This is a genomic window from Emticicia sp. BO119 (assembly GCF_013912375.1).
Taxonomy (GTDB): Bacteria; Bacteroidota; Bacteroidia; order Cytophagales; family Spirosomataceae; genus Emticicia.
The window spans coordinates 231,643-256,632 of record NZ_JACETV010000003.1; the positions used below are offsets into that span (position 1 = coordinate 231,643).

The window sequence follows — 24,990 nt, forward strand, 5'->3', positions numbered from 1 at the left end:
AAAAAAGAATGAAAACAACACTCACCCCATTTGCCCGCTTTCTGATTACGCTCGCAATTCTTGCCGGGCTATTTTTTGGAGGGAAATATCTGCTGGATAATACCGAATGGGGCAAATCTCTGAAAAACGGGTCTGCAACTGACAGAAAATCAGCTGATAATGATGGCAATGCTGCTTCAGGTGATGTGGTGAAGGTAGGTGTGGTTACCTGGGGTGGGTATGCTGGCGGACAGTATTTTAATAATGGTTTCAAACCCAACGCTGATTCGCGCTATAGAGAAGACTATGGCTTTGATGTGGAATTTAAGGTGCTTGACGATTTTGAAGCGTCACGCGCGGCCTGGAAAAATGGCGATATAGATTTGCTCTGGACAACAGCCGATGCCTTTCCGACAGAGGCATCAGGTTTGAGTGATTTCGACCCACAGATTGTTTTCCAGTCGGACTGGTCGCGTGGTGGTGATGCCATTGTGGCACGCAGAGGTATCAATTCAGTGGCAGACCTGAAAGGCAAGAAAATTGCTGTAGCTGAGCTAACACCTTCGCACTCATTCCTGCTTTGGTTATTAGAAGCAGGCGGCTTGAAGCTGTCTGATGTGGAAATTGTAAAACAGGCAAGTGCCATTGATGCCGCCAGTATTTTCAAGGCCAAACAGGTAGACGCTGCCGTGGTGTGGTCGCCTGATGATGCCCTATGCGTACAGGCCGTTGAAGGCTCAAAAGTATTGCAAAGTACCAAATCGGCATCCAATATCATCGCTGACGTATTTATTGCCAAGAAAAAATGGGTAGATACCAACACCGATAAACTACAGAAGTTATATGAAGGCTGGATGAAAGGCGCAGCCGAAATCAATACCGATGCCAAAGCCAAAAACGAAGCAGCAAAGATTTTAGCTGCTCAGTTTCAGATTTCAGAAGCAGACGCCCTGCAATCTATCAATAACGTGCGCCTTACCACTCACGGTGATAACCTGAATTTTTTCGGCAAAAATGCTGATTATAAAGGAGTAACAGGTGAGCAACTCTATAGCCGCATGGGTGGTGTGTATAAAGGCTTAGGTTATGTAGACAAATTAGTCAACTGGCGTATTGTAGCTAACCCAACAGCTATCAATGCGACTTCGCTTTCGGGCAATGCCAATGATGCCGAAGGACAAAAAACCTTTACAACAGTGTCATCTGAGGATGCCACTAAAGAAGCCATTGCTACCAAACGGGTCAGTATCAGTTTCCGCTCAGGTGAATATCAGTTAGACGATAACGCCAAGTATATTGTAGATAAAGAAATGGTTGAGATAGCCAAGGCATTTTCTGGTGCACGTATCAGAGTAGAGGGCAATACAGACAATGTGGGTAGTGCTGCAACTAATACAGCGTTGTCAAAAAGAAGAGCACAATCGGTAGTTGATTACATGGTCAGTACTTACGGAATGCCCCGTAATCGCTTTATTGTGGTAGGAAACGGTCCAGGCAAACCCATAGCCTCTAATGATACAGAAGAAGGCAAAAGTAAGAACCGACGTACTGATTTTGAGATTGTAGAATAAGTTATCAGAAACCGTTTCTTAAATCAAAACTCCAAAACCGCTATGTTTAAACTTCATGGCAAACTCACTACGCAACAGACTTTAGTGTTAGGCATATTGGGTTTGGTAATATTTCTTGTGTGCTGGTTTTTGCTGGCCGAGGCGTTTTCAGAGCAAAAGGCCGTGGTTTCTGCAACAGATTCAACCAAAATTAGTTATGAGAAAGTATATCCACTCCTGCCACGCCCCGACAGAGTAGTGAAATCGTATCAGGAATTATCACAGAAAGATGGTTTGTGGTCAAACACTTCCCGTTCAATCTGGCTTAATCTGAAAGGCTATTTCTGGGCTGTTATTTTAGCTATTCCTTTAGGAGCAATTATTGCTTTAATTCCACTTTTAAGAGGGCTCTTCAGTAAGCATGTAGACGCTTTAAGGTACTTACCATTAACTGCTCTAACCGGACTGTTCATTATTTGGTTTGGCATTGAAGACCAGATGAAGATTGCCTTTCTGGCCTTTGGGGTTCTGGTCTATCTCCTGCCCATTGTAGTGCAACGCATAGACGAAACCGAAGATGTATATCTGAAAACTGCCTATACATTAGGTGCAAGCAACTGGCAGATTATCAAAAGCGTGTATATGCCTTCGGTCTTTTCTAAGCTGATTGATGATATACGGGTATTGACTGCTATCTCATGGACTTACATCATTATTGCCGAATTACTCAATCGTGAAGGAGGCATAGGCGCATTGATTTACATTAAAGCCAGGCAGGGGCAAATCGATAAAGTATTTGCGATTCTGATAGTAATTATTCTGATTGGCTTTTTACAGGACAGGCTCTTTGCTTATCTGGACAAAAGGTTTTTCCCGAATAAATACTACAAAACCACTGTTGCCGGCAACGAAGAAGTCAGGTATGGAGTTTGGATTATTTTAGGGACTTTTACCCTTAAAGTCTTACAGGAAATCTTTCTTCCACATATTTCGGAGAGCATCAACAGTTTTATCTGGATTGTGGTACTGGCAAGCGTGGGTGTAGTATTGTATGGAGAATTCAGACTCAGAACACAAGCCAAGAGTGCTGCTAACTAATCTTAATTGCGAAGGAAATGATAAAGTTTACAGATACACCCCTTAACAACATCATTGAGCTAAAGAATGTCTCACAGAGTTATGATGGAGGGAAAAGCTATGTAATTCAGGATTTAAACCTTTTGATTGAAGATAAACCGGCGCAGGGGCAGTTTATTGTCTTGTTAGGGGCATCGGGTTGTGGTAAATCTACGGTGCTACGCTATATTTCTGGTTTACAGGAGCCTACTTCGGGGGAGATATTGTTGTATGAGAAAAAACTGGCAAGCGGGCAGCACGTGGGCATGGTATTTCAACAATATTCGTCGTTTCCTTGGCTCACAGTATTAGAAAATGTAGCTTTGGGGCTCGAATATCAGGGACTCGGCAAGAAAGAACGCAATGAAAAAGCAATGGAAATGCTTAAACTGGTTGGCTTGCAAGGACACGAAAACAAGTTTGCTCAATACCCTACCTTGTCTGGCGGACAGTTGCAAAGGGTAGCTATTGCCCGCAGCTTGTTAGTGAACCCGGATATTCTTTTGATGGACGAACCCTTTGGGGCTTTAGACATCAACACCCGCTTACAGATGCAGGAATTATTATTAGAGATATGGCATAAAATTCATCCAACCATTATTTTTGTGACGCATGATATTTCGGAAGCGGTTTATCTGGGTGATGATATATATATGATGAAAGCACCACCCTCGTTAATTACTGAGCACGTAAAAGTAGATTTACCCCTTAACCGTAATCATGAAACCAAACGTCAGAAAAGATTTGTAGAGTTAGTAAGAGAGGTAGAAGATAAGATGATTGTATTGGGAGGTGGAAAGATTTAAGAATGAATGGTCAGGAACAATGGCCATCACAAGTCTGGGACTTTGATTGAGCAAAGAATAAAGCCATTTAAGCCGAAATACAATAAATTTAAGTAAATACCAAAATAACAAATATCCATTTACACAAAATCTCAGTAGATTTTAACTTTTAACACAATGAAAACAACACTTACACCATTTGCCAGATTTCTGATTACCCTTGCGATTCTTGCGGGTTTATTTTTTGGGGGCAAATATATTCTTGAAAATACCGCCTGGGGCAGGTCTGTGTTGAATAAAAGCAATGAGACCACCACAGAAGAATCATCCACGAAAGCACCGGAAGATGGCCCGGCAGCTGAAAGTTCTGCTACAGCTACCTCATCTGGCAGTGAGAACAGTGATAATGAAGCCACAGCTGCAGGTTCTTCTTCATTCAGTTTTGTAGCACCTGAGCCTGTGAATGGCAAACTGAAAGGTGTGGTAGAATTAGGTGCCAGCGGTTTCAACTCATTCATTGTAAGAATAGACAAAAGTAAAAACTGGAAACTGGAAAAATCAGAGTTCGGAAACAGTCTCGTAACCGAAAACATGGCTACTGATGAGGACATCAGAACAGGTCTGAAAAAATATATCGGTAGTATGCTTGATTTCGGTGTGAGTGGCCGTGATATTCACTTTGTGGTGAGTTCGGGTGCAGTAAAAGCAGATGTTACACAGAAAATCGTAAAGAACTTAAAAGCACTTAATTATTTCGTAAATACTGTATCACCAGAGCAAGAGGGCGCTCTGGCCTTGAAATGTGTACTACCTAAAGATTTTGAAGACGAGGCTTTTGTAACTGATATTGGTTCGGGTAATACCAAAATCTCATGGTCGAGCAACGGCAGTGTATCGGCCCTTGAGACCTATGGAGCAAAATATTTCCAGAATGGCGTAGATGATGGCAAAGTATATGATGACGTAAAAGACAAAGCCTCATCAATACCAGGCATGAAACGCAAAACCTGTTTTATTATAGGCGGGGTGCCTTTTTCAATGGCTAAGAAAGTGAGAAACGGCAAAGAACGCTATACTGTTTTGAAAGAACCAGCCTATTACAAAGATCTGAAAGATGCCAAGGATAAATCAGGCGTAAATATCTATAAGGCTATTAAAGATGCTACTAATTGTAATCAGTTCGTTTTCGACTGGGATGCGAATTTTACGATTGGTTTTTTGTTAGGATTACCTTGAGGAATCAATCATGAATACTGAATTAGCGAATATCTTATTTAGTGATTGAGCGAACATACGACACAGTTGAGTTCTCCCACTTTATAGATGCGGGAGTGTCTAAAAAGGTTTTTACGCCAAATAATATTTGGAAAAGACCCCATCCCAACCCTTCCCAACAATGGGGAAGGGCTAAAAAGTCCCTCTCCCCACAGTTGGGGAGAGGGATTTAGGGTGTGGGCGGACGCCGCGCGGGTTGAGATTAGCCAAATAATATTTTGCGACTCTGGACTTTTTAGACACCCCCTAATTCAGGTGCTCTGCAAATCTTATATCAGTCAATCTAATCAGACAACTACATACCTCTATTCTACTTTTAAACTCTTCACCGGATTCATAAGAGCCGCTTTGATACTTTGAAAACTTACCGTCAAAAGTGCCAAAAGCAATGAGATAACGCCTGCCATTACAAAAATCCACCACTGCGTTTCCATTTTATAGGCAAAATTCTGTAACCATTGATGGCTCAGATACCAGCCTGCTGGTATTGAGATACATACAGCAATTAATACCAGCTTAAGGAATCTGGCAGACAATAAAGCTATAATACTTGCTACTGATGCACCCAGAACTTTACGTATCCCGATTTCTTTGGTACGTCGGTGTGCCGCAAGTCTGGCTATGCCAAAAAGACCAAGACAGCAGATAAAAAAAGAAATGAAAGTAGCATAGCCAATAATCTTTTGCCAACGCTCCTCCTGATAATACTGTTGATGATTGAGATCATCTAAAAATCTATATTGATATACAGCTCCTGGCATTATCTTTTTGAAAATTTTCTCCCATGATTTTAAAGCAAGTTGCTGATTTTTATGATTTATTTTTAACCAGATGCCCCCTGCAAACGGTTCGTACATGAATAGAATCATCGGTTGAATCCGTTCTTTTAAAGACCCTGAATGAAAGTCTTTAATAACTCCTATAATCTCCCTTGAGCTATTCTCATAATAGGGCGCAATTTCTACCTTTGTTCCTAACGGATTTTTAAGATTGTATGCTTTGACAAATGCCTCATTCACAATCAGCCCGCGTTGCTTATCTCCTGAAAAATGCGAGGAGAAATTTCTGCCAGCAATTAATTGAATACCTAATGTCGGGATATGATTATAGTCTCCATTCCTGTAAGTAGTTTTAATGGTACGATTGCCCACTTTTGTATCATAAGTACCTGCCTCAGCACCGAATGAAATATTCTCAATGAATGGATCACCAAAGACCTCAGTTCTCAATTGTGCACTGATTTTAGGTACATCTCTGTTACCCGGTATCTCCGTTCTTAAAATCTGAGCAGGAACATAGCCTAAATCCTTGTTCCGGATAAAATCCATCTGGCTGTAAAATATCAGAGTGGCAATAATCATAACCATAGAAAGCGAAAACTGAATCACAACAAGACTATTACCCAACAGACCATTATTCAATAATTTTGTCTTTTTATAAAGCACATCAACAGGTTTCAGAGAAGACATCACCATTGCAGGATACAAGGCCGCCATCAGTATATTTATTAAGAGTATTGCCCAAAACCACCAAACAGTCTGGATACTGAATATATCTCTAAACTGAATAAATTTTCCTGATAAAACATTAAACACAGGCAGTACAACAAGTACAATTGCTATTGCCAATACAAAAGCAATGATACACACAAGAGCAGATTCACCCAGAAACTGGAAGATTATCTGGCGCTGTGTACCCCCTGTTGTTTTACGGATGCCTACTTCTTTGAAACGAGAAAACGAATTGGCCAGACTTATATTAATAAAATTAATACTTGCCATAACAAGAATAAAAGCAGCAATACCGATAAAGAGAGAACTATAAACAGGCGAGCTTGTATTCACGACGCCTGATTCACCCCCTCCATTCAGTGGGTTCAGGTGTATATCTGTAAAAGGTTGCAAGCTATAGCTTATCTGAGGATCAAATTTGTTTTTAAGGCTTTCTGCCAACTGGTCTTTTGCATATACACTATAAATCTTATTCATTTTATTGATAACATTCCGGGTATCAGCTTTAGGATTCAGCACCATAAATGTTCCCAGATAGTTATTCAACCAGTTGTCATCGTTAAAAGCAAGTTGCATAAACCCGAATGGGAGCAGCATATCAAATTGAATTGACGAGTTTTCAGGGGGATCTTTTACAACACCTGAAATGATTAAAGGCTTACCTAATCTTTCTGCAGACGGGTCAGCATCAAGTTCCAATAATTTTCCTAATACATCAACAGTATTAAAGAAACGAAGGGCAGTTTTTTCAGTAATTACTACCGAATTTAAGGTGTTCAGGCTTTTTTCTTTCGTACCTCTGATCATCTCAAAAGAAAAAACCTCAAAAAAAGTACTATCGACAAATAAAGGCTGTAGCCTGATTGCTTTATTTTCCGACTTCACATCACTGTAAATCTCACCACCCATTACTCTCGCAATCGTTTCTATTTCAGCAATCTGTTGTTTAAAAGCAGGTGCCTGTACCATTCCTGTGCCGCCAGACAGGTGTGTTTCAGCCTCTCTTTCCTCTTTGATAGCCGTTATAACCCGATAAAGGTTCGGATTATGCCGATGAAAGCTATCAAAGTTCATTTCATCTCTGACAAACAGATAAGCTAACAGCATACAGCTCATACCAATAGCCAGACCAACAACATTGATGAAAGAATAAATCTTGTTTTTAGCAAGATTACGAACAGCAACTTTCAGGTAATTTCTTAACATACAAGTATAATTGTGAATAGTGAATCAGCGATTGGCACATTGAGAATATTTACTAAATGTCAGATATATCCCTTTCTGATAAATCAAAAGCATATCCTATTCAAAGAAAGTGTTTTCGTTATGATATTTTCCTGAAAGATTGTAAATCGTTTGTAAAAGAATGTAAATCAACTTTATCCAAAACGGATATTCAAATAAGAAGGCTATGAAATAAAAATATCCATTGCTATAAGCTGGTTCTTATAGTAATGGATATTTTAAAACTAAAATTTTCACTAACTCTGCAACGTTGCCAGTTCAATAACGAATCACGATTGCTTCACCGCCTCTATCACCCGCATCTGGGCTACTATCTGTTCGGGTTTAATCAATTGCTCCTTCCCTTCGGCAATCACTTCGTAGAGATTCTGAAATAAGATGCCCCAGTTTCCAGGCTCAGTATCAACTGTTCCTCTGAAAGACACACCGTTTATCTCTGCATTCAGAATACCGCTATTGGCTTTAGATTCCACACCAAAGCCCTCCATACCAGGCATTAGTCCGGCTTTCAGATTGTCTTCCTGCACGTCCAACCCGTATTTCACAAAAGAGCCTTTGGTGCCGTGTATCACATATCTCGGGCCTTCTTCTCTTACTAATAAACTTGATTTAAGGGTTACTTTTAGTTTACCGTAATCAAGACGGATGTCAAAAGCATCATCAATGGCAGAGCCTTGTCTTTGAATAAAGGTTTCACCCCAGACGCCTTCAGGTGCGCCAAACAGGGTGATTGTCTGGTCAATGATATGAGCACCCAAATCGTAGAGAATCCCGTTAGCCGGGCTTACCGCTTCTTTCCAGGGTTTAGGATTCAACACAGGTTTATACCTGTCATAATGCGCCTCGTAGCTGATTAATTCGCCTAATATGCCACTTTCTACCACTTTCCTGACAGTTCTGAAATCACCGTCAAAACGTCGGTTCTGAAACACACAAACTACTTTATTCTTTTCGGTGGCTAAAGCAATTATCTCTTCTGCCTCTGCAACCGTAGATGTAAATGGCTTTTCAACGAGAATATGCTTATTAGCCTGTAGGCTCTTGATGGCTAATTCGTGGTGCGTAAGGCTGGGAGTACATATACTCACCAGTTCTATCTCATTATCGGCTAATACTTCATCGATGCTTCTGGCTACTTGCACATTCGGAAAAATAACTCTTGGATCCTGACTATTACAAACGACCGTCTTTAAACGAAAGTGAGGGTTAGCTTCAAAAAAAGGGGCTTGCAGGTATCTCCCCGATAGTCCAAAACCTACTAAGGCAACGTTAATCATGGTTATAATAAAGTAAGGTTGTAAATGAAGGGCTAAATTAAGTAAAAAAGCCTTGCTGAAATAATACAACAAGGCTTTTTTCTCCGAAACCTGATACGTTAGTACTGATTTGCTGGTATAAAAATCTCAAAAGTAGCCCCCTTACCTGGTATGCCAGTTGCCCTTATTACCCCATGATGGTTGTCTACAATTTTCTTTACAATAGCCAGCCCTATCCCAGTTCCCTTATACTCACTTTTTCCGTGCAAGCGTTGAAATATCTCAAAAATCCGGTCTTTATATTCTTCTTCAAATCCTATACCGTTATCTGCCACCGTTATCTGACAATACTTCTGGTCAGGACTAAAAGGCAGCCGGGCTTTATCATTTGTTAATATAATCTTGCATTCAATCTGAATCTTTGGCACAACCCCAGGTTTTGCAAATTTCAGGGAGTTGCCAATAAGATTACTCATGATCTGTTTAAACTGGAAAAGAATGGCTCTCACTTCACAGGTGCCTTTCACCTCAATAACTGCCTTTTTTTCTGCAATAATCTCTTTAAAATCCTCTTTTACCTCATTAATTATTTCTTGTGTATTAATTTGTGTAAAAACCCGCTCTCCTGTATTGGTTCTCGAATACGCAAGCAGGTCTTCAATCAGTGTTTGCATTCTGGCTACTGATTTCTTTACCCTTTCTAAATAGTCTTTACCCGTAACTGATAAATTCTCCAATTCTTTTTCTAATAACCTGCCCGAGAAAGTCTGTATTTTTCTCAGGGGTTCCTGTAGGTCGTGGCTTGCAACGTAGGCAAAAGACTCCAGTTCGGCATTTATTCTTTCCAGTTCTTTGTTTTTTTGTTCAAGTTTCAATGCATCAACTTGCCTTCTGTCATCGGCTCGTTTTTTTTCTGTCAGATCATGCGTAACTTTTGAGAAGCCAATCACTTCATTCTGGTCATTATGAATAGCTGTAATTACCACATTCGCCCAGAAAAGGCTCCCATCTTTACGAACCCGCCAGCCTTCATGCTTCGCTTTGCCAATATCTCTTGCCTCTTGTAATAATTTTTCGGGCAATCCACTTTCTTTATCCTGCACCGGATAAAATGTCGAAAAACTCTTACCTACAATTTCGTGTGCAGTATAACCTTTTATTTTTTCTGCTCCCTTGTTCCAGCTCTCAACTATCCCGTTCCGGCTGAGAGAGAAAATGGCGTAATCCTGTACTTCCTCAACCATCTGATGATACCGCTCTTCATTCTTTTTCAATACCTCATTCAGGCGCTTCATCTCTATTATCTGGCTTTCTACCTCTTTTTCCAATTGATTAGCAAATGCCTTCTGTTGGTGTATATCCGTGCTTGTACCTACCCACATCTGTATATCTCCTCTGGCATCTCTTTGTGCAGTAGCACTACTCAAATGCCAGCGGTAGGATCCATCTTTACGTCTGAACCGGTGCTCAAACAAGAACCCCTGACCCGTTGTCATTGCTTCAATCCATTTTCTTATGTTCTCTTCTCTGTCATCAGGATGAACCATCTGAAACCACTTGTCTTCTTTAAAATCTTCAGGTGTAAAACCAGCGTAGTCAACTACCGCCTGATTGTAATAATTCAGATTTCCTTGTGGATCGCTCGTCCATACAAACTGGGGCATCGAATCAGCCAATAATCTGAACTTCTGCTCACTTTCTTTCAGTTTTTTTACCGAATGTACTTGCTGTGTAATATCCTGCAATGTACCACTAAAGCGATAAGCCACCTTGTTTTCGTCAAATAAGGCTTTGCCCTTGGCCACTACAATTCGCTCCTGATTCGTTACAGGATTCAGAATTGTATATTCTATTGAGTAATGTCCTCCTGAGTTATATTGCAGAGCCGATTGAATGGAATCTATTACCCTTTGCCTGTCTTCTTCTATGATATTATTTATTGCCAATGGAAGTTCTATTTCAGCACCTTGTGGCAAGCCAAACCAGTCTTTTAAACGTGCATTACCAGTAAAGCGATTTGTAGAGGGGTTCAGATCCCAAGTACCCAATTCGGCAGCATCAATCGTGAAGCTAAGAGTATCCTCTCTTTCCTGCAAGGCTTGTATATTCTGAACCTGTCGGGTAGTTTCATAACAGGTAACAAAAACGCCGACAGGTTTATTGAACTCATCATTAACAGGGCTATAGCTGAATGTCCAGTACACATCTTCAATCCGATTATTCCGATAAATCGGCACTAACTGATCCTCGCTCCAGGTGGCTTCGCCCGTAGTTAACACCTGATCAATAAGTGGTTTAATAATATGCCAGATTTCAGGCCAGGCTTCCTGAGCTCTCATTCCTAAAATCGAAGGATGCTTCCCCTCTTTGCCTAAGCTTGGGCGATAAGCATCGTTATAAAAGCATATCAACTCAGGCCCCCACCACAAAAACATAGGAAACTTTGAATTAAGCAGAAAATTAACCATTGTTTTTAAACTTTGTGGCCAGTTTTCAGGACTCCCGATGGTAGTTGTACTCCAGTCTTTCAGGCGAGTCAATTCGCTCATTTCTCCCCCTCCCGAAATAAATGAATTTATTGTGGCTTTAGATTTCATGCAGTTCATATATTAATCAATATAGTTTTACCACTATACTGTTCTGAATGATACCGATTCTTTAAGTATAATAATTTAGCAATAGAGCAATTCTGTTTTAACAATAAGACTTAACCCGATGATAGTAAAGTTAACATCAGATTGTCAGCAAGAAAATTAGAAATTAATAAATAAAAAATAGAGTTATCTATCTGAATAATAGAGGTAACAATCTATTCTTTCAGACAAATATAAGGGAGGCGGCAGGTAGGTGTCAACAATTATTGTTGAGTTTTTAATTAAAAAAACCGACCTAAAATTAAACAAATAAATTAAGATTTTAAACAGATATTTTCAGTATATATAGATAAGCATTTAATATCTTAGGCTGAATTAGCCAAAAAGGAGTGTCTAAAAAGTTTTTTACGCCAAATAATATTTGGAAAAGACCCCATCCCAACCCTTCCCCAACAATGGGAAAGGGCTAAAAAGTCCCTCTCCTCACAGTTGGGGAGAGGGATTTAGGGTGTGGGCGGACGCCGCGCGGGTTGAGATTAGCCAAATAATATTTTGCGTAAAAAACTTTTTAGACACCCCCTTTTGGGCAGTTAATTATCAGTCTATCTCACTACTTCACATCTCCATGATTTACCGCTGCAAGCGTTTATTCTTTATAGGTGATTAAAATTCTGGCGGGTCTTCCGGCAATATTTGCATGGTTACCACTTGAGTTTTCAATGACAATCGTAGTACTTAAAACAAAAAAATAGTACTCGAAACCCGTAAAAACAGTAGATTTATAGCTGGGTGGTATATCGCTCCCTGTAGTCGCATTAACAAGAATCGATACTGATAATATCTTGGCTTGTGTCAGTCCGTGTGCTATCGATGCCGTACCTGAAGATGCACCACTGGTGGTCAGTGATAGTTCTTTCATTTTTATCTTAGGTGCGGCAGCTCCCCCTAAACTTGTGTAGCCACCAACAGAAGCATTTCTTTCTATAATCGCATCTCCTTCACCTGTTAACTTGAGTGGCGTTTTACTGAAAGTCGTATTTACCCACGAAACGATATTGGCAGCTGCGGTATCGCTGGTTGCAAAACGATTTTCCCACTTCCCAGACCGGGTAGAAATAGCTCTGATAACCGAAGCGGCAGAAGAAGTACTTTCCAGTAATAAGTGAGGGTTATCACTTACCGCCAAATGCGTGATATGCAACTTAGATTTAGGTGCAGGTGTATTGATACCGATATTGCCATCATGATAAATGGTTAATCTCTCTGTTGTAGCATTAGTATTAAGAGGTGTTGTCCAGAACGTAATTCTTGCACCCGATGCCCCGGGGCCCCAGTTCTGGCTGGCAACAAAATACATAGCGGCTCTCTCTGAATAATAGCTTGCCGGAAGGTAGTAACCACCCCCACCTATTCTCAGTAAAGACTGCCCGAGTGTTACTGCTGTTTCTGCGTCAGTTGTACCATTATATTTATAACTTTGAAGACCTATCAGGGAGTTACTTGATCTTAGCGTAATATTATCGCCGGTTGCGTTGTCTGAGCGTACTTGTTCAGGCAGAATCGTGAGGCTTTGCCCGTAAGACGAAAGAGCGGTGAAAAACAACAAAAGAAAAATAAGATTAAGTGCAATCTGGTAATTATTTTTTTTCATGTCTTATAAATGTTTAAAATACAAAATCAACAACATCAAAAGCACATGAAAACTATATAATTATTGGTCTTTAGAGTAATGATTCCTGGCCTGAGTTAGTGAATACCAGCCTTTGCTTCGTGAATAACAAAGAATTTATTAAACGATTTGAAGTTTCCTGAGTAATTCTTCTTTACGGCTTCTTGAAACCGGAATTTCAGAGCCATCTTGCAACGTTAAGCTACCACCATCGCCTCGCTTATACTTCGTCACTAAGCTGCAATTGATTATGTGTGATTTATGAACCCTGATAAACTTTGATACATCGAGTTTTTCTTCAAATTCCGCCATCGTGCTTGAGGCCATAACTTGCGGTTGGTTCTGCACATAAAAAATAGTATAATTCCCGGCTGCTTCAACTCTGATTATATTCTCCTGCCTGATAACAATGGTTCCTTTATTAGTAGCAATGCTCAGTTTATCAGGCTGTAGCGGTACTTCTTTTTCTTTATGTTTATTGAGTTCTTCCAATAGTTTCTGATGCTCATTATGCTGGCTTTCAAGGGTCTGTTTCATAAGTGCGGTACGGTGAAACAAGCCTGTGGTGAAGAAAGCCATTTCGCCCAGATACGAGATCCCCCAGAGCAATTGCAGGTATTCATCCTGTTCGAGTCGGCTCAAAGTACTCAGGCGCAATAGTATCTGCTGTCCGACAAAGGCACCTAAAAACAGTGTACATACACCCCAGACCAGAAATTTATTTTGTTGATTGTATAACCTTAACAACCCCAGAAGCGTAACCATGCTCAATATCATTTCTACAAACTCGAAGCCATTATGAACTGAGATGTAAAGCGGTACAGTATATTTCTCGACCACGAAGAAAAGCTCGCCCATCATGTACAAAGCCATGAAAAGGATTTGAAATTGGATAAATTTATCGAATAAAGGCCATCTTTTAGGAATATCGGCAAACTCACGGATGAAAAACAGATAGCAGATGATTGACAGAAATGAGAATGTTTGAGAAAAACGACTGATAAAACCAACTTCTCGAAGCCCGACAAATATATCTTCAATCACCAGTAAGCTTATGCTCATGGCTACCCTTAGCAAGATAAAAACTATGTAAAGCAGATAGATAAAATAGATTCGCTCCCGAAAGAGAAATAGCTGAATGGCGGTGATTATCAGAATCAGCACTACTACGCCTAAGAAAATGGGTTGCGCGTATTTGCTGATAAACGAATTACTCTGGTTAATCTTGATTTCCTGATACTGACTGTAATCATATTTTAACAGGGTTAATGCATCATGCTCAATGGCATAGTTTTTTATTTCGAGGATATATCCGTGAAGTTCGTCTTTAGGAATATCTACCTGAATAAATGAGATTTCATCTCGTAGAGAGCGCTCATGATACGGGCAGGTAAAACCTGTTTTACCCAATAGCTCCATACCCGATTGGGTTATACGGAAGAGTTTAACTAAGCCCTGGCTATTGCAATAGATATAAGCTTTTGTGTGTTTATCAGTTTCGCCCTGAATCCGGAATTTAAATCTGAGTGTAGAAAATTTTGGTAAAATCAGTTGCCCGTTGGTTTTCTTGAAGCGTAGAGTATCTTTTAGAGCAAAAGCCTTTGTGGTTTGTTGGTTATCAATAAGATATGAACCCTCTTGCAGCAGAGATACCTGACCGAGACCAGGAAAAGATAGAACCAACAAAAACAAAATCGTACGAATTGCTCTCATTTTTGGGGTACACCGTATAATAGTATTCCAAAATATAAAAAATGCGCTTATCATCCTATGATTCAACGCATTTTTTAGTGTTTGTACCATTTCTGCGAATGAAAGCTATCAGACTTTTGAAAAAGCAGCTACAATTGTTTGCTTAAATTCTTCATAATCAGTGCTTATTCTGGTGGCCTGTTTTTCTTTATCTAATAAAGCTGAAAGTCTCTCTGGAATGGCTTGCTCGCCTATTACCTCCTCTACTACATCCAGAAATTTGGCATAGTGGGCAGTAGACAAAAATACACCCGTTACAGGTTCGTCAAGAGTTCTGGTATAATCTTTTAAGCCCAGATAAGCCACCGCCGTATGTGGGCACATCACATAGCCTGTGCGTTCATATACCGTACGCATGGCTGTGCGTGTTTCGGTATCGGTATAAAAGTAGCCCTTCAGCATTTTCTGCATTTCGGCTAAATCGTTACCAAACAATGCCTCCATACGAGGAAAATTGCTCGGGTTCCCCACATCCATTGCATTAGAGATTGTGGATAATGATGGGCTGATAGGCTCATAAATACCGGATTCCAGATACTCAGGCACTACTTTATTAACATTGGTAGCCGCAATAAACTGTTTCACAGGCATACCCATTCGCCAGGCAATGATTCCGGCACTCAGGTTGCCAAAGTTGCCACTTGGCACAGCAATGACCATTTCTTTAGCCAGCCCTTTTTTCTTCAGTTGTGCATAGGCATTCACATAATAAAATGCCTGTGGAATTAGACGGGCAATATTAATTGAGTTAGCAGACGCTAAGTCGAACTGGGCAGTTAATTCTTTATCTAAAAAAGCCTGTTTTACCAGTTTCTGGCAATCATCAAACGTGCCATCAACCTCTAAGGCACTAACGTTTTCACCTAGAGTAGTCAATTGCTTTTCCTGAATATCGCTTACTTTGCCGCTTGGGTAGAGTATCGTTACATCAATGTTGGGTGTCTGATAAAACCCTTGTGCTACGGCTCCACCGGTATCGCCCGAGGTAGCCACCAGAATATGAATCTGTTTTTCTGATTTTTGCAGAAAGTAAGACATCAAAGCCGCCATGAATCTGGCTCCGAAATCTTTAAACGCCATAGAAGGCCCATGAAACAATTCAAGACAAAAAGTATCTTCTTCTACCTCTATCAAGGGCGCGGGAAAATCAATAGCTTTGTTTATCAGGCTTTTCAAATCATTGGCAGGCACATCTTTTCCAATCAGCGCATGGGCAATCTCAAAGGCTATTTCCTGTAAACTCAGGTTTTCTACATTATCCCAGAATGATTGAGGTAAGACTGGAATAGAGGTAGGCATATAAAGTCCATTATCAGGGGGTAATCCACGGAAAATGGCTTCTTCTAAAGATACCTCAGGGCTTTGGTGTTTGGTACTATATAATTGCATAGGAATGATTTCAGATTTTTTATTAGAATAACCTATTTCGGTAGCGACCCAAGGCCTTACGTCTCTACCGAAAACAAAAAATAATTGTTCCTCTCCCCCTTTCACAAATATAGGACGATTGGGAAAATCGTCCTATCAAATTATCTTTTCGCTGTTAATACTGCGCTAAGGCCTATTATTTATCAAGCATCTTCACGAAATCATCGAACAAATATCTTGAATCATGCGGGCCTGGTGATGCTTCAGGGTGATACTGAACCGAGAACGCAGGTTTATCTTTCCTACGGATACCCTCAATCGTATTATCGTTCAGATTCACGTGTGTCAGTTCGATATTCTCATTTTTCATTACTTCATCAGGTTTTACTGCAAATCCATGATTCTGCGAGGTTACCTCGCAAAGCCCAGTAATAAGGTTTTTAACCGGATGATTCAAGCCACGGTGTCCGTTTTTCATTTTGTAGGTATCAATTCCACTGGCCAGGGCCAATAGCTGATGTCCGAGACAGATACCAAATACAGGTTTCCCTTCCTCTACTACTTCTTTGATCGTTTCTACCGCATAAGGCATGGCAGAAGGGTCGCCAGGGCCATTCGATAAGAAGAATCCATCCGGATTAAACTCTTTGATTTCTTCAAGGCTTGATTTAGCATTGAATACCTTGCAGTAACAATCTCTTTGAGTGAAGTTTTTCAGGATACTTTTCTTCACACCAAAATCCAGAACTGCTACTTTATACCTGGCATCTTCTGCCCCTAAAGTATAAGGTTCTGGAGTACTAACTACAGACGAAAGTTCAAGACCTTCCATCGACGGACATTTTTTCAGTTCAACCATTAAATCTTCCGGGTCAAGTATCTCGGAAGAAATAATACAGTTCATTACACCCTTGTCACGGATATGGCGTACTACCTGGCGTGTGTCTACATCGCAGATACCTACTATACCTGCGCGTTCAAAGTATTCCTGCAAAGAATAATCAGCCGTTGTGCGGGAGTAATAGTGGTTGGCATAGGCATTACAAACCATACCACTGATTGTTACGCTCTTCGATTCTTCTTCATCATCTAACACTACTCCGTAATTACCGATATGTGAAGTAGTATTAACAACGATTTGGCCGAAATAAGACGGGTCTGTATAAATTTCCTGATAGCCGGTCATACCGGTATTAAAACAGATTTCGCCAGCCGAAGTACCGATTTTACCAAGAGCTTTACCTTTGAAAAAAGTACCATCTTCAAGAAGTAAAATGGCGTCAGAAGGTGTATGAGTCATTGAAAGGAGAATGTATGTGTTCCGATAAATATTAAAAAATCTGCTCGATTCATTGCATTTATGCAAGTAATTCAAGTACAGTATCGGAGAACAAAGGTATAAAAAAAACAGATACGTTCAGCAGAAATCTATGATAGTGCGTATTTTTTCTTTTTAAAATACAATTGTTATTCTGAAGAAATGCTTCTGATGATAGCAAACAGGACATCGGATCCATTCGTTGTAATCAGAAAACGTTGTGAAAGAGAATCTATCAGTTACCGTTTTTCATATTTCTGAAATACTGGTCTCTGGTTACATTATCGCTTGGGGCAGCCTCAGCACCTGCCTTCCACGACTTATCCTTCCAGGCACCACTTTTAATTGATTTCACAAAATTAGCCCATGAGAACGGATTCAGCAAAGGATTGGTTGTTACCTGCCCCCTGCTTTCAATCTGTTTCAGAAACTGATTCTGCCCATACTTATAATTATCGTATGAGGTCATGCCATGCACAGACGCCAGCTTAGCTACATTCTCTGTACTATAAGTTTCTCTCAGAATCTGTCTCTCCCGTTCGTCCGGTAGTTTCATATCTACCAATGCCTGTTTAAATTCTTCTTCGGTACTGAACGGATAAACTTTAACTTCTTTTAACATTTTGGAGTCTACCTGTAACTCAACAAACACCGAATAATCGACGTCTGTCTTCTTCGGGATCACATGATACTGTTTTTTAAAACCCAGATAACTGAACACAACCGTATCGCCGGGAAACACTGCTATACCGAAATATCCTCTACTGTTTGAGAGCGTACCTCTACCTGCCTGCGGAATCGTAATATATGCTCCCGGTAAAGGTTCTTTGGTTTGTCCGTCAATGACTACCCCTGAGAAAGTTATATATTTTATCTCACCTTGCGAATGCGCTAAATGACTTACTACCAGGCAAATAAAAACAAAAAGATATGTAAGATTTTTTTTCATAGTATAGTCAATAAGGGTATATTCAACCAGAATAAAAACATTTTTTTTTATCAAACAGGTTCAAAAATATCAGATAAAAATCTTCAGAAATGTTACAATAAAAGGCATTGAAAGCAGGAGTCCGTCAAATCTGTCTAAAAATCCACCATGCCCCGGAATCACACTTCCTGAATCTTTAATAGCAATACTACGCTTAAATAACGATTCTACCAAATCGCCTAAAGTTCCGGTAACAGAAATAATCACAGCGATTCCATACCATTGCCAGGGCAGAATACAGTCGAAATACTGTGTTAAAATAAACGCTATTACCAAACCCAATATTGCCCCTCCGAAGAATCCCTCCCAGGTCTTTTTGGGCGATACCCGTTCAAACAATTTGCGTTTGCCTAAAAACCTTCCGGCAAAGTAAGCACCTGTATCATTAGCCCACAAAATAAACAGGCAACCCAGTATCAGCTTAGGCTCATAGCCTCTGTCGGTCAGCACCAGTTCATTGATCAAAGCAAACGGCACTGCCACATAAGTAATACCCAAAAAAGTGTACCCAAGGTTGGCAAAAGGCTTTGAATCTTTCTTTTTATAGAGTTTTATAAAAAAAGTAGTAGTAAGCAAAGGCACTATAATATAATAAAACTTAAAAGAGAGCATATCTTTCTCGATAAAGAAAGTAAGTGCATTCAGCACAATCCCGCAGAATGTTCCGTAGAAGGTTAGAGGCAGGTTAGCGTCTAATTTCAACAATTTATAAAACTCGCGTTGGGTCAGTACACTAATTGCTAAAAACAAAATCCAGAATGTCCATTCACTATATAATACGGCAGTTAAGATAATAGTTACTCCGATAACAGCAGCAATGATTCGTTGGGTAAGGTTAGAGAGTTGGTTTAGTTTCTGAGTCATTTTGGTTAAATATATCGATAATCACTTTTGCGATGCTCTCCTGGTGGTCAGGCACCTGTATTTCGCACCAGCCCCATAGATAATTGCGGTCTTTTCTATTTAAAACTACAGCCATCACTTCGTGCGTCAGTAATTCATTCTTAAGGAGTTCGGCTTTAAAAACATCGGGTGTCTCAAAAACCTTTATCCATTTTACCATATTTCCAATGTTATTTTTTCATCAAATATAAAGGTATTTTCTTTAAATGTGTAGGTTCAGAATTCCCATTAGGGTTATTTTTTAATTTTTCTGCAAGCCATGCTCCAATGTTCTACTTCATCAGCCGAGATTATTGACTGGCTCTTAGGTGCTTATTACGGTTTTCCGTAATTGATGGGTATTTGTAAATCATGGAAATTTGCTCCATCTTTTTCAAGAAACCGTTGAATGATTTAAAACCATGAAAAAACTTCTATTATTAATTTTCATCTCAGCAACGGCCTTCGGGCAAGCTGTAGAAATTACACCATCTTCGGCCTATTCTCTGTCTAATGCAATCATAAAAAAGAACGGGGTAGGTTTCGAACAATCTGATGTTTCGGGGAATGTCAGGGTAGGAACATATGCCGACGCCGGAGCAGCGTTTATTCAGACCCACTCAAATCATTCGCTAAGATTCACGACCAATAATGGAGGTCAGCAGATGATTCTCACAACCGAGGGCAAAGTTGGAATCGGGTCAGACGCCCCCGCTTACTGGTTAGATGTGAAAGGCCGGGCCAGGATACGACAATATAGTGGAGAAACTGCGGGCATCTGGTATAATAAATCTAACAATAGCGAAGGCGCATTTACAGGGATGTTTAACGACGATATTTTTGGCTTGTTCGGTATGGGTACAGTTTCTAACTGGAAGTTTGGTTTTGATATGACCAATACCCGATTGGGCATCGGAACCATGACACCCAAACACCCGCTAACTTTCCCGACTGCCATTGGCGACAAGATTTCATTGTGGGGTGGTAATACAGCCTCTACCGACAACCACTACGGTATGGGTGTACAGGCGGCGGCTTTTCAGTTGTTTGTACCTACCACCAGCGACAACATTATGTTTGGCGTAGGTAGAAGTGCGGCTTTTACCGAAAAAATGAGAATTACCGGAAACGGCAACGTACAAAGCCAGGGGTCTGATGCCGGCTACCTTTTTTATGACAGAAGCAATGTAGCAAAGGGCTATCAATGGTATGCCAACAACGGGAATGCTTATCTGTTCAAGCAACACGCCAGCTCAGGAAACGTGATGACAATCCTCGACAATGGCAATGTAGGTATAGGCTTCAATACAACGCCTGCATTCAAATTACAGGTAAGTACTACCGGAAACTCGGCTGGTATGGTGCATATCAACAATGTGGGTATTCAGGTTGGTACGTATGCGGGTTCAGGCATGGGCTGGTACGGAACCTTGTCCAATCATCCTTTGGGCCTATTCGTCAATAACGGAGGCCCCGCTTTCACCATCACTACCGACGAACGCTTTCAGTTTGGTGGTACGCCCATTCCGGCAGGATACAAAATGAGTGTAGACGGCAAAGTGCTCTGCACCGAACTGGAAGTGCTTGTTACACCCTGGCCTGATTATGTGTTTAAACCAGATTACCGCCTGAAACCACTACATGAAGTAGAGCACTTTATTCAAACCAACGGGCATCTGCCGAACATTCCGAAAGCAGAAGAAATTGAAAATAAATCACTGGCAGTAGGTAATATGAGCAAACTGCAAATGGAGAAAATAGAAGAGCTGACCCTCTATTTAATCGAAATCAATAAACGACTGAAAAAAGTAGAAGATGAAAACGAAGCCCTGAAAAGAGAATTAGCCAATGTAAAATCTAAAAACTAATCAGGCCATGAAAAAACTCTTGTTACTTTTATTGGCGGCATTAATTTATACTAATCTGCGCGCACAACATATTGACTGTGATACCAGACCAACCGGTAAACTTATCATTTTCAGCCAGGAGCAGAAAGACAAAATAGCTAATGCCATTAATGCGCCCTTTACTGTAAAAATCTTTGTTACTGTATTTGCCGATGACGATGGTTCGCATCGCGGCGCAACAGATGAAAATATTTTAAGACAGATTCAGAACATGGCAAACCAATATCAACCCCAAAATATCTGTTTTGTATTGGGAGGTATCAGACAGGTTAATAATTCCGACCTGAACACCCACACAAAAGATACCGAGGCCGCAGAAGTACTCCCATTCAGAGAACCCGGGTTTATCAATATTTTTATTCATAATTCATTACCGGGCCTCAATGGCACTGCCTATGGAATCCCGAACACTTATCTTAGTTTATCAGGAGGTGCAATAGCAAGTCTTGATAATGTCTCAACCCTCGGGCACGAATTAGGCCATTGCCTGGGGCTTTATCATACTTTTGAAACCGTAGACGAAAACGGCAACAGCAACAAGGAGAATGTAGCCCGTGCAGGGGCTTGTCAGAATTGTGCTACCGCCGGTGATGTAATATGTGATACCCCTGCTGACGACGATGGCGGAGTAAATGCCGCGTGCGTTTATATTGGTGGCGGAAAAGATGCCTGTAATGTAAGTTATGCACCCATGACAACCAACATGATGGGCTATGGAAGCAGACCCTGCCGTAGCATTTTTACCAACGGACAAGGCGAGCGTATGCGCACTTTTCTGACAACTGACCCTTCATTAACGCCTCTTGTGGTGCAGGATATTATTTATACGCCTATCTTTGGCAATACTACCATTTCAAGCGGTACGGGTTATATTTTTGCCCGCGATGCAGTATATGTATCTGATGGCAGTCCGAACCTGACTGTCAATAGCACGGCTGTCCAGTTTTTTCAGGCCAAGAAAGTATCACTCAAATCAGGCACTAAATTTTCGCCGGGTACAGGCGGAAAAGTGTCTGTCAAATCAAATCCTTATTGTAATTAAACTATCTATTCTGACATCGTTTACAGGGTATATCAGCAAGCTGATATGCCCTTTTATTTTCAGGTTTATAACGGTTTCCCGTAATTGATGCGTGTTGCCTAAAACGCCAACTTTGCCATATCAAGTTTAATGAATCGACTTTTGCTTCGAGGGGACTATCGGCCAAGCCGACAGACCCCTCCTTTTCAAAACTCATCTACAGGTTTTCCTGTAGATACAAATCACGGTTTACCGTGATTGACAGGCAATATTTAATACACGAATTTTGTCTTGTTGGTCGTCGGAAACCAAATGAAAATTTTTTATCTGACTTCTAACATCAAGTAAAACCATGAAAACCGTAATCAGTATTGTCTTATGCGTAATTATTTCTGTAAGTTTTTCCTGCCAGAAGGCAGATGCCCCCATTGAACCGATAGATTTTGCCTGTGATAAAATGGTAAAAATAGCGCGTCAGTCCTTTGGAAATCTTGAAATGGTGATAAGTTATGAAAATGGTAAAATAGCCAGGGTTACTCGTGCCGACGGAAAAGGGCTGACAGAAAATTACAGCTATCAGTCGGACACCGTGTTGGTTATTACCCGAAATTTTTCAGACGGCAGTGTCGGCAATATTTTTAAAACAAGTTTGAATAAAAAGGGGTATATTGTGAAGCTCGTTCAGGACGGAAGTGCAGGTTATACCAATACTTTTACTTATGATACAGATGGCTTTTTAAAAACAGCCAGTTATGCCTATGTAAATGACCCGAAACTGAATAGTAGCTCAGCTTATACCTATGCCAATGGCAACCTGATGCAAATAAAGAACGTAACCGGTAATGTATTGAATTATACAGTAGATTATACCTATTATGAAGATAAACTGAATAAGGCCGACCTGATAGGTAATCAGAATCAACCAGATATGTATGGCAGAATATCAAAGAACCTGATAAAGACTATAAAATATACTTATGCAGATAAAAAGACCGAGCTAACCGAATACACCTACGAGCAGAATACAAACGGATTTGTGAAATCGCTTGTAGAGAAGTTTACAGACAAAGACCTTAAAACCACCACACAAACCAATAAATACGAATATATATGCCTTTAAATCCCTTTTGAATCATGAAAACTAAAACTGATGTAACCCCCGAACCAAGTGTATTGTGGTTTAACCACAAGAAAAAATGTGTCCGCACCGACGACGTTGTGTATCTGAAAAGTTTTGATAATTATACCCGGTTTTACCTGAGCAATGGCCGGCAATTCCTTTCTTCTCACACCATGAAAATCTATGAACAACAACTGCAGAGCAAAGGAGATTTTACGCGTGTACACAGAGGAACCTTACTGAATCTGAAATATCTGACTAAATTTGAAAAGAATACCGAAGGGAACTGGGCTTGCCTGTCGACCGGAGAAAAGATTTTTGTTTCAAGAAGAAAAATCAAGAAGTTTGAAGAGCATACCTCTTCAAACTTCTCTGAAAATTAAGCCAAAGCCTTACGCATAAGTCTTAGCCAGTTTTTATTAAAAATATTCTCAATATCAGCATTTGAATAACCCCTTTTGCTTAACAGATGCTGATATTTCTGCAAATCGGCAATGCTTTCCAGATCATACGGCGATTGCTCCGTACCAAAAGTACCATCTAAATCACTGCCAATGGCAATATGCAGGCTATTACCTGTCAGCTGGCATATATGGTCGTAGTGATCAATCAATACTTCCAGATTTGCCTCTGCTTCACGTGGGTTTATCTGCCTTTGTATCAAATCAGGCTTCAGCATCCACACATCCAGACACCCCCCTATTACAGCATCTCTTTCTGCCAGCCGTTTAATCTGCTCATCATTCAGTTGTCTTTGGTGCGGCACTAAAGCCCGGCAATTATGGTGGCTTGCCCATACCTGCCCCTGAAAAAGATCTAAGGCTTCATCAAAACCCTCGTCTGTCAGGTGGGTGGCATCAAGCACCATACCTAATCTATCCATTTCTTTTACTAACTCCCTACCCTCTTTGGTCAATCCGCCTGTCATTCCTGTACCGGGTGCATAACGCCCGGGGCCATAGTGAGCAGGGCCAATGGCTCTTAAACCATAAGCATAGGCTTTTTCAAGATACGAGAGATTCACCAGAGAGTCGGCACCCTCCAGACTCAGAATAAAACCTATGGGCTTAACCACATCACTGATAGTGGTATCTTCCCACATGGCTATATGGTTATCTAATTGCTCCGTAGTAGTAATCTGCACCATTTCTTCGGCCTCTACCATTGCCTGATACCAGGCCAGTTGGGCTTGTGTCATAGCCCATGCCTGATGTGGCGAGTTCCAGCCTGAGCCTGGCATATTGCCGTTGTTTTCACTATATCTGGCTAATTGTGTGGCAACCACTACTGCAATTTTTCCTTTGCGCAGGTCAGGTAACGATACCACCCCTTTAGCACGGTCAATCTTATCAGTCATGTCTTTTTCCATTGTTCTGATTTCCTCTACCGGTCGCCGGTAGTCTCTGTTCCATTCAATAGCATTCATAGCCATGTCGAGATGTGCGTCAATAATTAGCATAATAGTATTGATTTATTGAAGATATTTTAATGGCGAATGGTGAATATTCTGTCTGAACTTTGGTTTACCTGATTAAATTGATTTACCAGAATGGCAATTGTCGCCCATTCTTAGTATGATTCAATAATAATAACTTAAGTAATCAAAATCAATCATTACTATAATCATCAGTTTAATCGCAATAATCAGCTAAAT

General features: G+C 40.5%; 19 protein-coding genes. 8 read left to right on the top strand and 11 right to left on the bottom strand.

The features are described from left to right. Positions 1 to 8 precede the first annotated feature (8 nt). From H1R81_RS12365 to H1R81_RS12380, 4 genes are all read left to right on the top strand, one after another. Positions 9 to 1,550 carry a phosphate ABC transporter substrate-binding/OmpA family protein gene (locus tag H1R81_RS12365; RefSeq protein WP_181841037.1) on the top strand — a complete coding sequence of 514 codons (1,542 nt, stop codon included), beginning with the start codon at positions 9 to 11 and terminating at the stop codon, positions 1,548 to 1,550. Between the two features lie 42 nt (positions 1,551 to 1,592). Then, a complete protein-coding gene (locus tag H1R81_RS12370; RefSeq protein WP_181841038.1) occupies positions 1,593 to 2,627 on the top strand; it encodes an ABC transporter permease in 1,035 nt (344 codons plus the stop codon). A 17-nt stretch (positions 2,628 to 2,644) separates the two neighbouring features. After that, complete coding sequence (locus tag H1R81_RS12375) at positions 2,645 to 3,451, top strand: ABC transporter ATP-binding protein (RefSeq protein ID WP_181841039.1); 807 nt, start codon at positions 2,645 to 2,647, stop codon at positions 3,449 to 3,451. Positions 3,452 to 3,607: 156 nt separating this feature from the next. Then, on the top strand, positions 3,608 to 4,666 hold the full coding sequence (locus H1R81_RS12380) for a hypothetical protein (protein ID WP_181841040.1): 1,059 nt from the start codon (positions 3,608 to 3,610) through the stop codon (positions 4,664 to 4,666). A gap of 344 nt (positions 4,667 to 5,010) precedes the next feature. Here the strand turns inward: H1R81_RS12380 and H1R81_RS12385 are convergent, their stop codons facing one another. The 10 genes from H1R81_RS12385 to H1R81_RS12430 form a co-directional block, all read right to left on the bottom strand. After that, a complete protein-coding gene (locus tag H1R81_RS12385) occupies positions 5,011 to 7,422 on the bottom strand; it encodes an ABC transporter permease (protein WP_181841041.1) in 2,412 nt (803 codons plus the stop codon). Between the two features lie 308 nt (positions 7,423 to 7,730). Beyond that, a complete protein-coding gene (locus tag H1R81_RS12390) occupies positions 7,731 to 8,738 on the bottom strand; it encodes a Gfo/Idh/MocA family oxidoreductase (RefSeq protein WP_181841042.1) in 1,008 nt (335 codons plus the stop codon). A 98-nt stretch (positions 8,739 to 8,836) separates the two neighbouring features. Continuing rightward, positions 8,837 to 11,314 (bottom strand): PAS domain-containing sensor histidine kinase, encoded by a 2,478-nt coding sequence (locus H1R81_RS12395; RefSeq protein WP_181841043.1) that lies wholly within the window; start codon positions 11,312 to 11,314, stop codon positions 8,837 to 8,839. Positions 11,315 to 11,957: 643 nt separating this feature from the next. Continuing rightward, positions 11,958 to 12,962, bottom strand: coding sequence for a hypothetical protein (locus H1R81_RS12400; RefSeq protein ID WP_181841044.1), 1,005 nt, complete (start codon positions 12,960 to 12,962; stop codon positions 11,958 to 11,960). Positions 12,963 to 13,100: 138 nt separating this feature from the next. After that, positions 13,101 to 14,693 carry a LytTR family transcriptional regulator DNA-binding domain-containing protein gene (locus H1R81_RS12405; RefSeq protein ID WP_181841045.1) on the bottom strand — a complete coding sequence of 531 codons (1,593 nt, stop codon included), beginning with the start codon at positions 14,691 to 14,693 and terminating at the stop codon, positions 13,101 to 13,103. A gap of 108 nt (positions 14,694 to 14,801) precedes the next feature. Beyond that, a complete protein-coding gene (thrC, locus tag H1R81_RS12410; RefSeq protein WP_181841351.1) occupies positions 14,802 to 16,121 on the bottom strand; it encodes a threonine synthase in 1,320 nt (439 codons plus the stop codon). A 175-nt stretch (positions 16,122 to 16,296) separates the two neighbouring features. Continuing rightward, positions 16,297 to 17,400: a glutamine-hydrolyzing carbamoyl-phosphate synthase small subunit gene (carA, locus tag H1R81_RS12415; RefSeq protein ID WP_181841046.1), complete on the bottom strand. Its 1,104-nt coding sequence runs from the start codon at positions 17,398 to 17,400 to the stop codon at positions 16,297 to 16,299. 253 nt (positions 17,401 to 17,653) lie between these two features. Then, complete coding sequence (locus tag H1R81_RS12420) at positions 17,654 to 18,367, bottom strand: carboxypeptidase-like regulatory domain-containing protein (protein WP_181841047.1); 714 nt, start codon at positions 18,365 to 18,367, stop codon at positions 17,654 to 17,656. A 69-nt stretch (positions 18,368 to 18,436) separates the two neighbouring features. Then, positions 18,437 to 19,270: a phosphatidate cytidylyltransferase gene (locus tag H1R81_RS12425; RefSeq protein ID WP_181841048.1), complete on the bottom strand. Its 834-nt coding sequence runs from the start codon at positions 19,268 to 19,270 to the stop codon at positions 18,437 to 18,439. Then, the gene (locus H1R81_RS12430; protein ID WP_181841049.1) at positions 19,242 to 19,469 is read right to left on the bottom strand and encodes a hypothetical protein; all 228 of its coding nucleotides are present in this window, start codon (positions 19,467 to 19,469) and stop codon (positions 19,242 to 19,244) included. Before H1R81_RS12430 ends, H1R81_RS12425 begins: the two co-directional genes overlap by 29 nt. A gap of 241 nt (positions 19,470 to 19,710) precedes the next feature. Between H1R81_RS12430 and H1R81_RS12435 the strand changes: the two genes are divergently transcribed. From H1R81_RS12435 to H1R81_RS12450, 4 genes are all read left to right on the top strand, one after another. Further along, positions 19,711 to 21,156: a hypothetical protein gene (locus tag H1R81_RS12435; RefSeq protein ID WP_181841050.1), complete on the top strand. Its 1,446-nt coding sequence runs from the start codon at positions 19,711 to 19,713 to the stop codon at positions 21,154 to 21,156. Between the two features lie 7 nt (positions 21,157 to 21,163). Then, positions 21,164 to 22,237, top strand: a complete 1,074-nt coding sequence (locus H1R81_RS12440; RefSeq protein WP_181841051.1) for a M43 family zinc metalloprotease — start codon at positions 21,164 to 21,166, stop codon at positions 22,235 to 22,237. A 331-nt stretch (positions 22,238 to 22,568) separates the two neighbouring features. Continuing rightward, a complete protein-coding gene (locus tag H1R81_RS12445) occupies positions 22,569 to 23,336 on the top strand; it encodes a DUF4595 domain-containing protein (protein ID WP_181841052.1) in 768 nt (255 codons plus the stop codon). A gap of 14 nt (positions 23,337 to 23,350) precedes the next feature. After that, positions 23,351 to 23,719, top strand: a complete 369-nt coding sequence (locus H1R81_RS12450) for a LytTR family DNA-binding domain-containing protein (RefSeq protein WP_181841053.1) — start codon at positions 23,351 to 23,353, stop codon at positions 23,717 to 23,719. On the opposite strand, the gene H1R81_RS12455 is transcribed toward H1R81_RS12450, so the two are convergent. After that, the gene (locus H1R81_RS12455) at positions 23,716 to 24,795 is read right to left on the bottom strand and encodes a dipeptidase (RefSeq protein ID WP_181841054.1); all 1,080 of its coding nucleotides are present in this window, start codon (positions 24,793 to 24,795) and stop codon (positions 23,716 to 23,718) included. The genes H1R81_RS12450 and H1R81_RS12455 overlap by 4 nt on opposite strands. Positions 24,796 to 24,990: the final 195 nt, after the last annotated feature.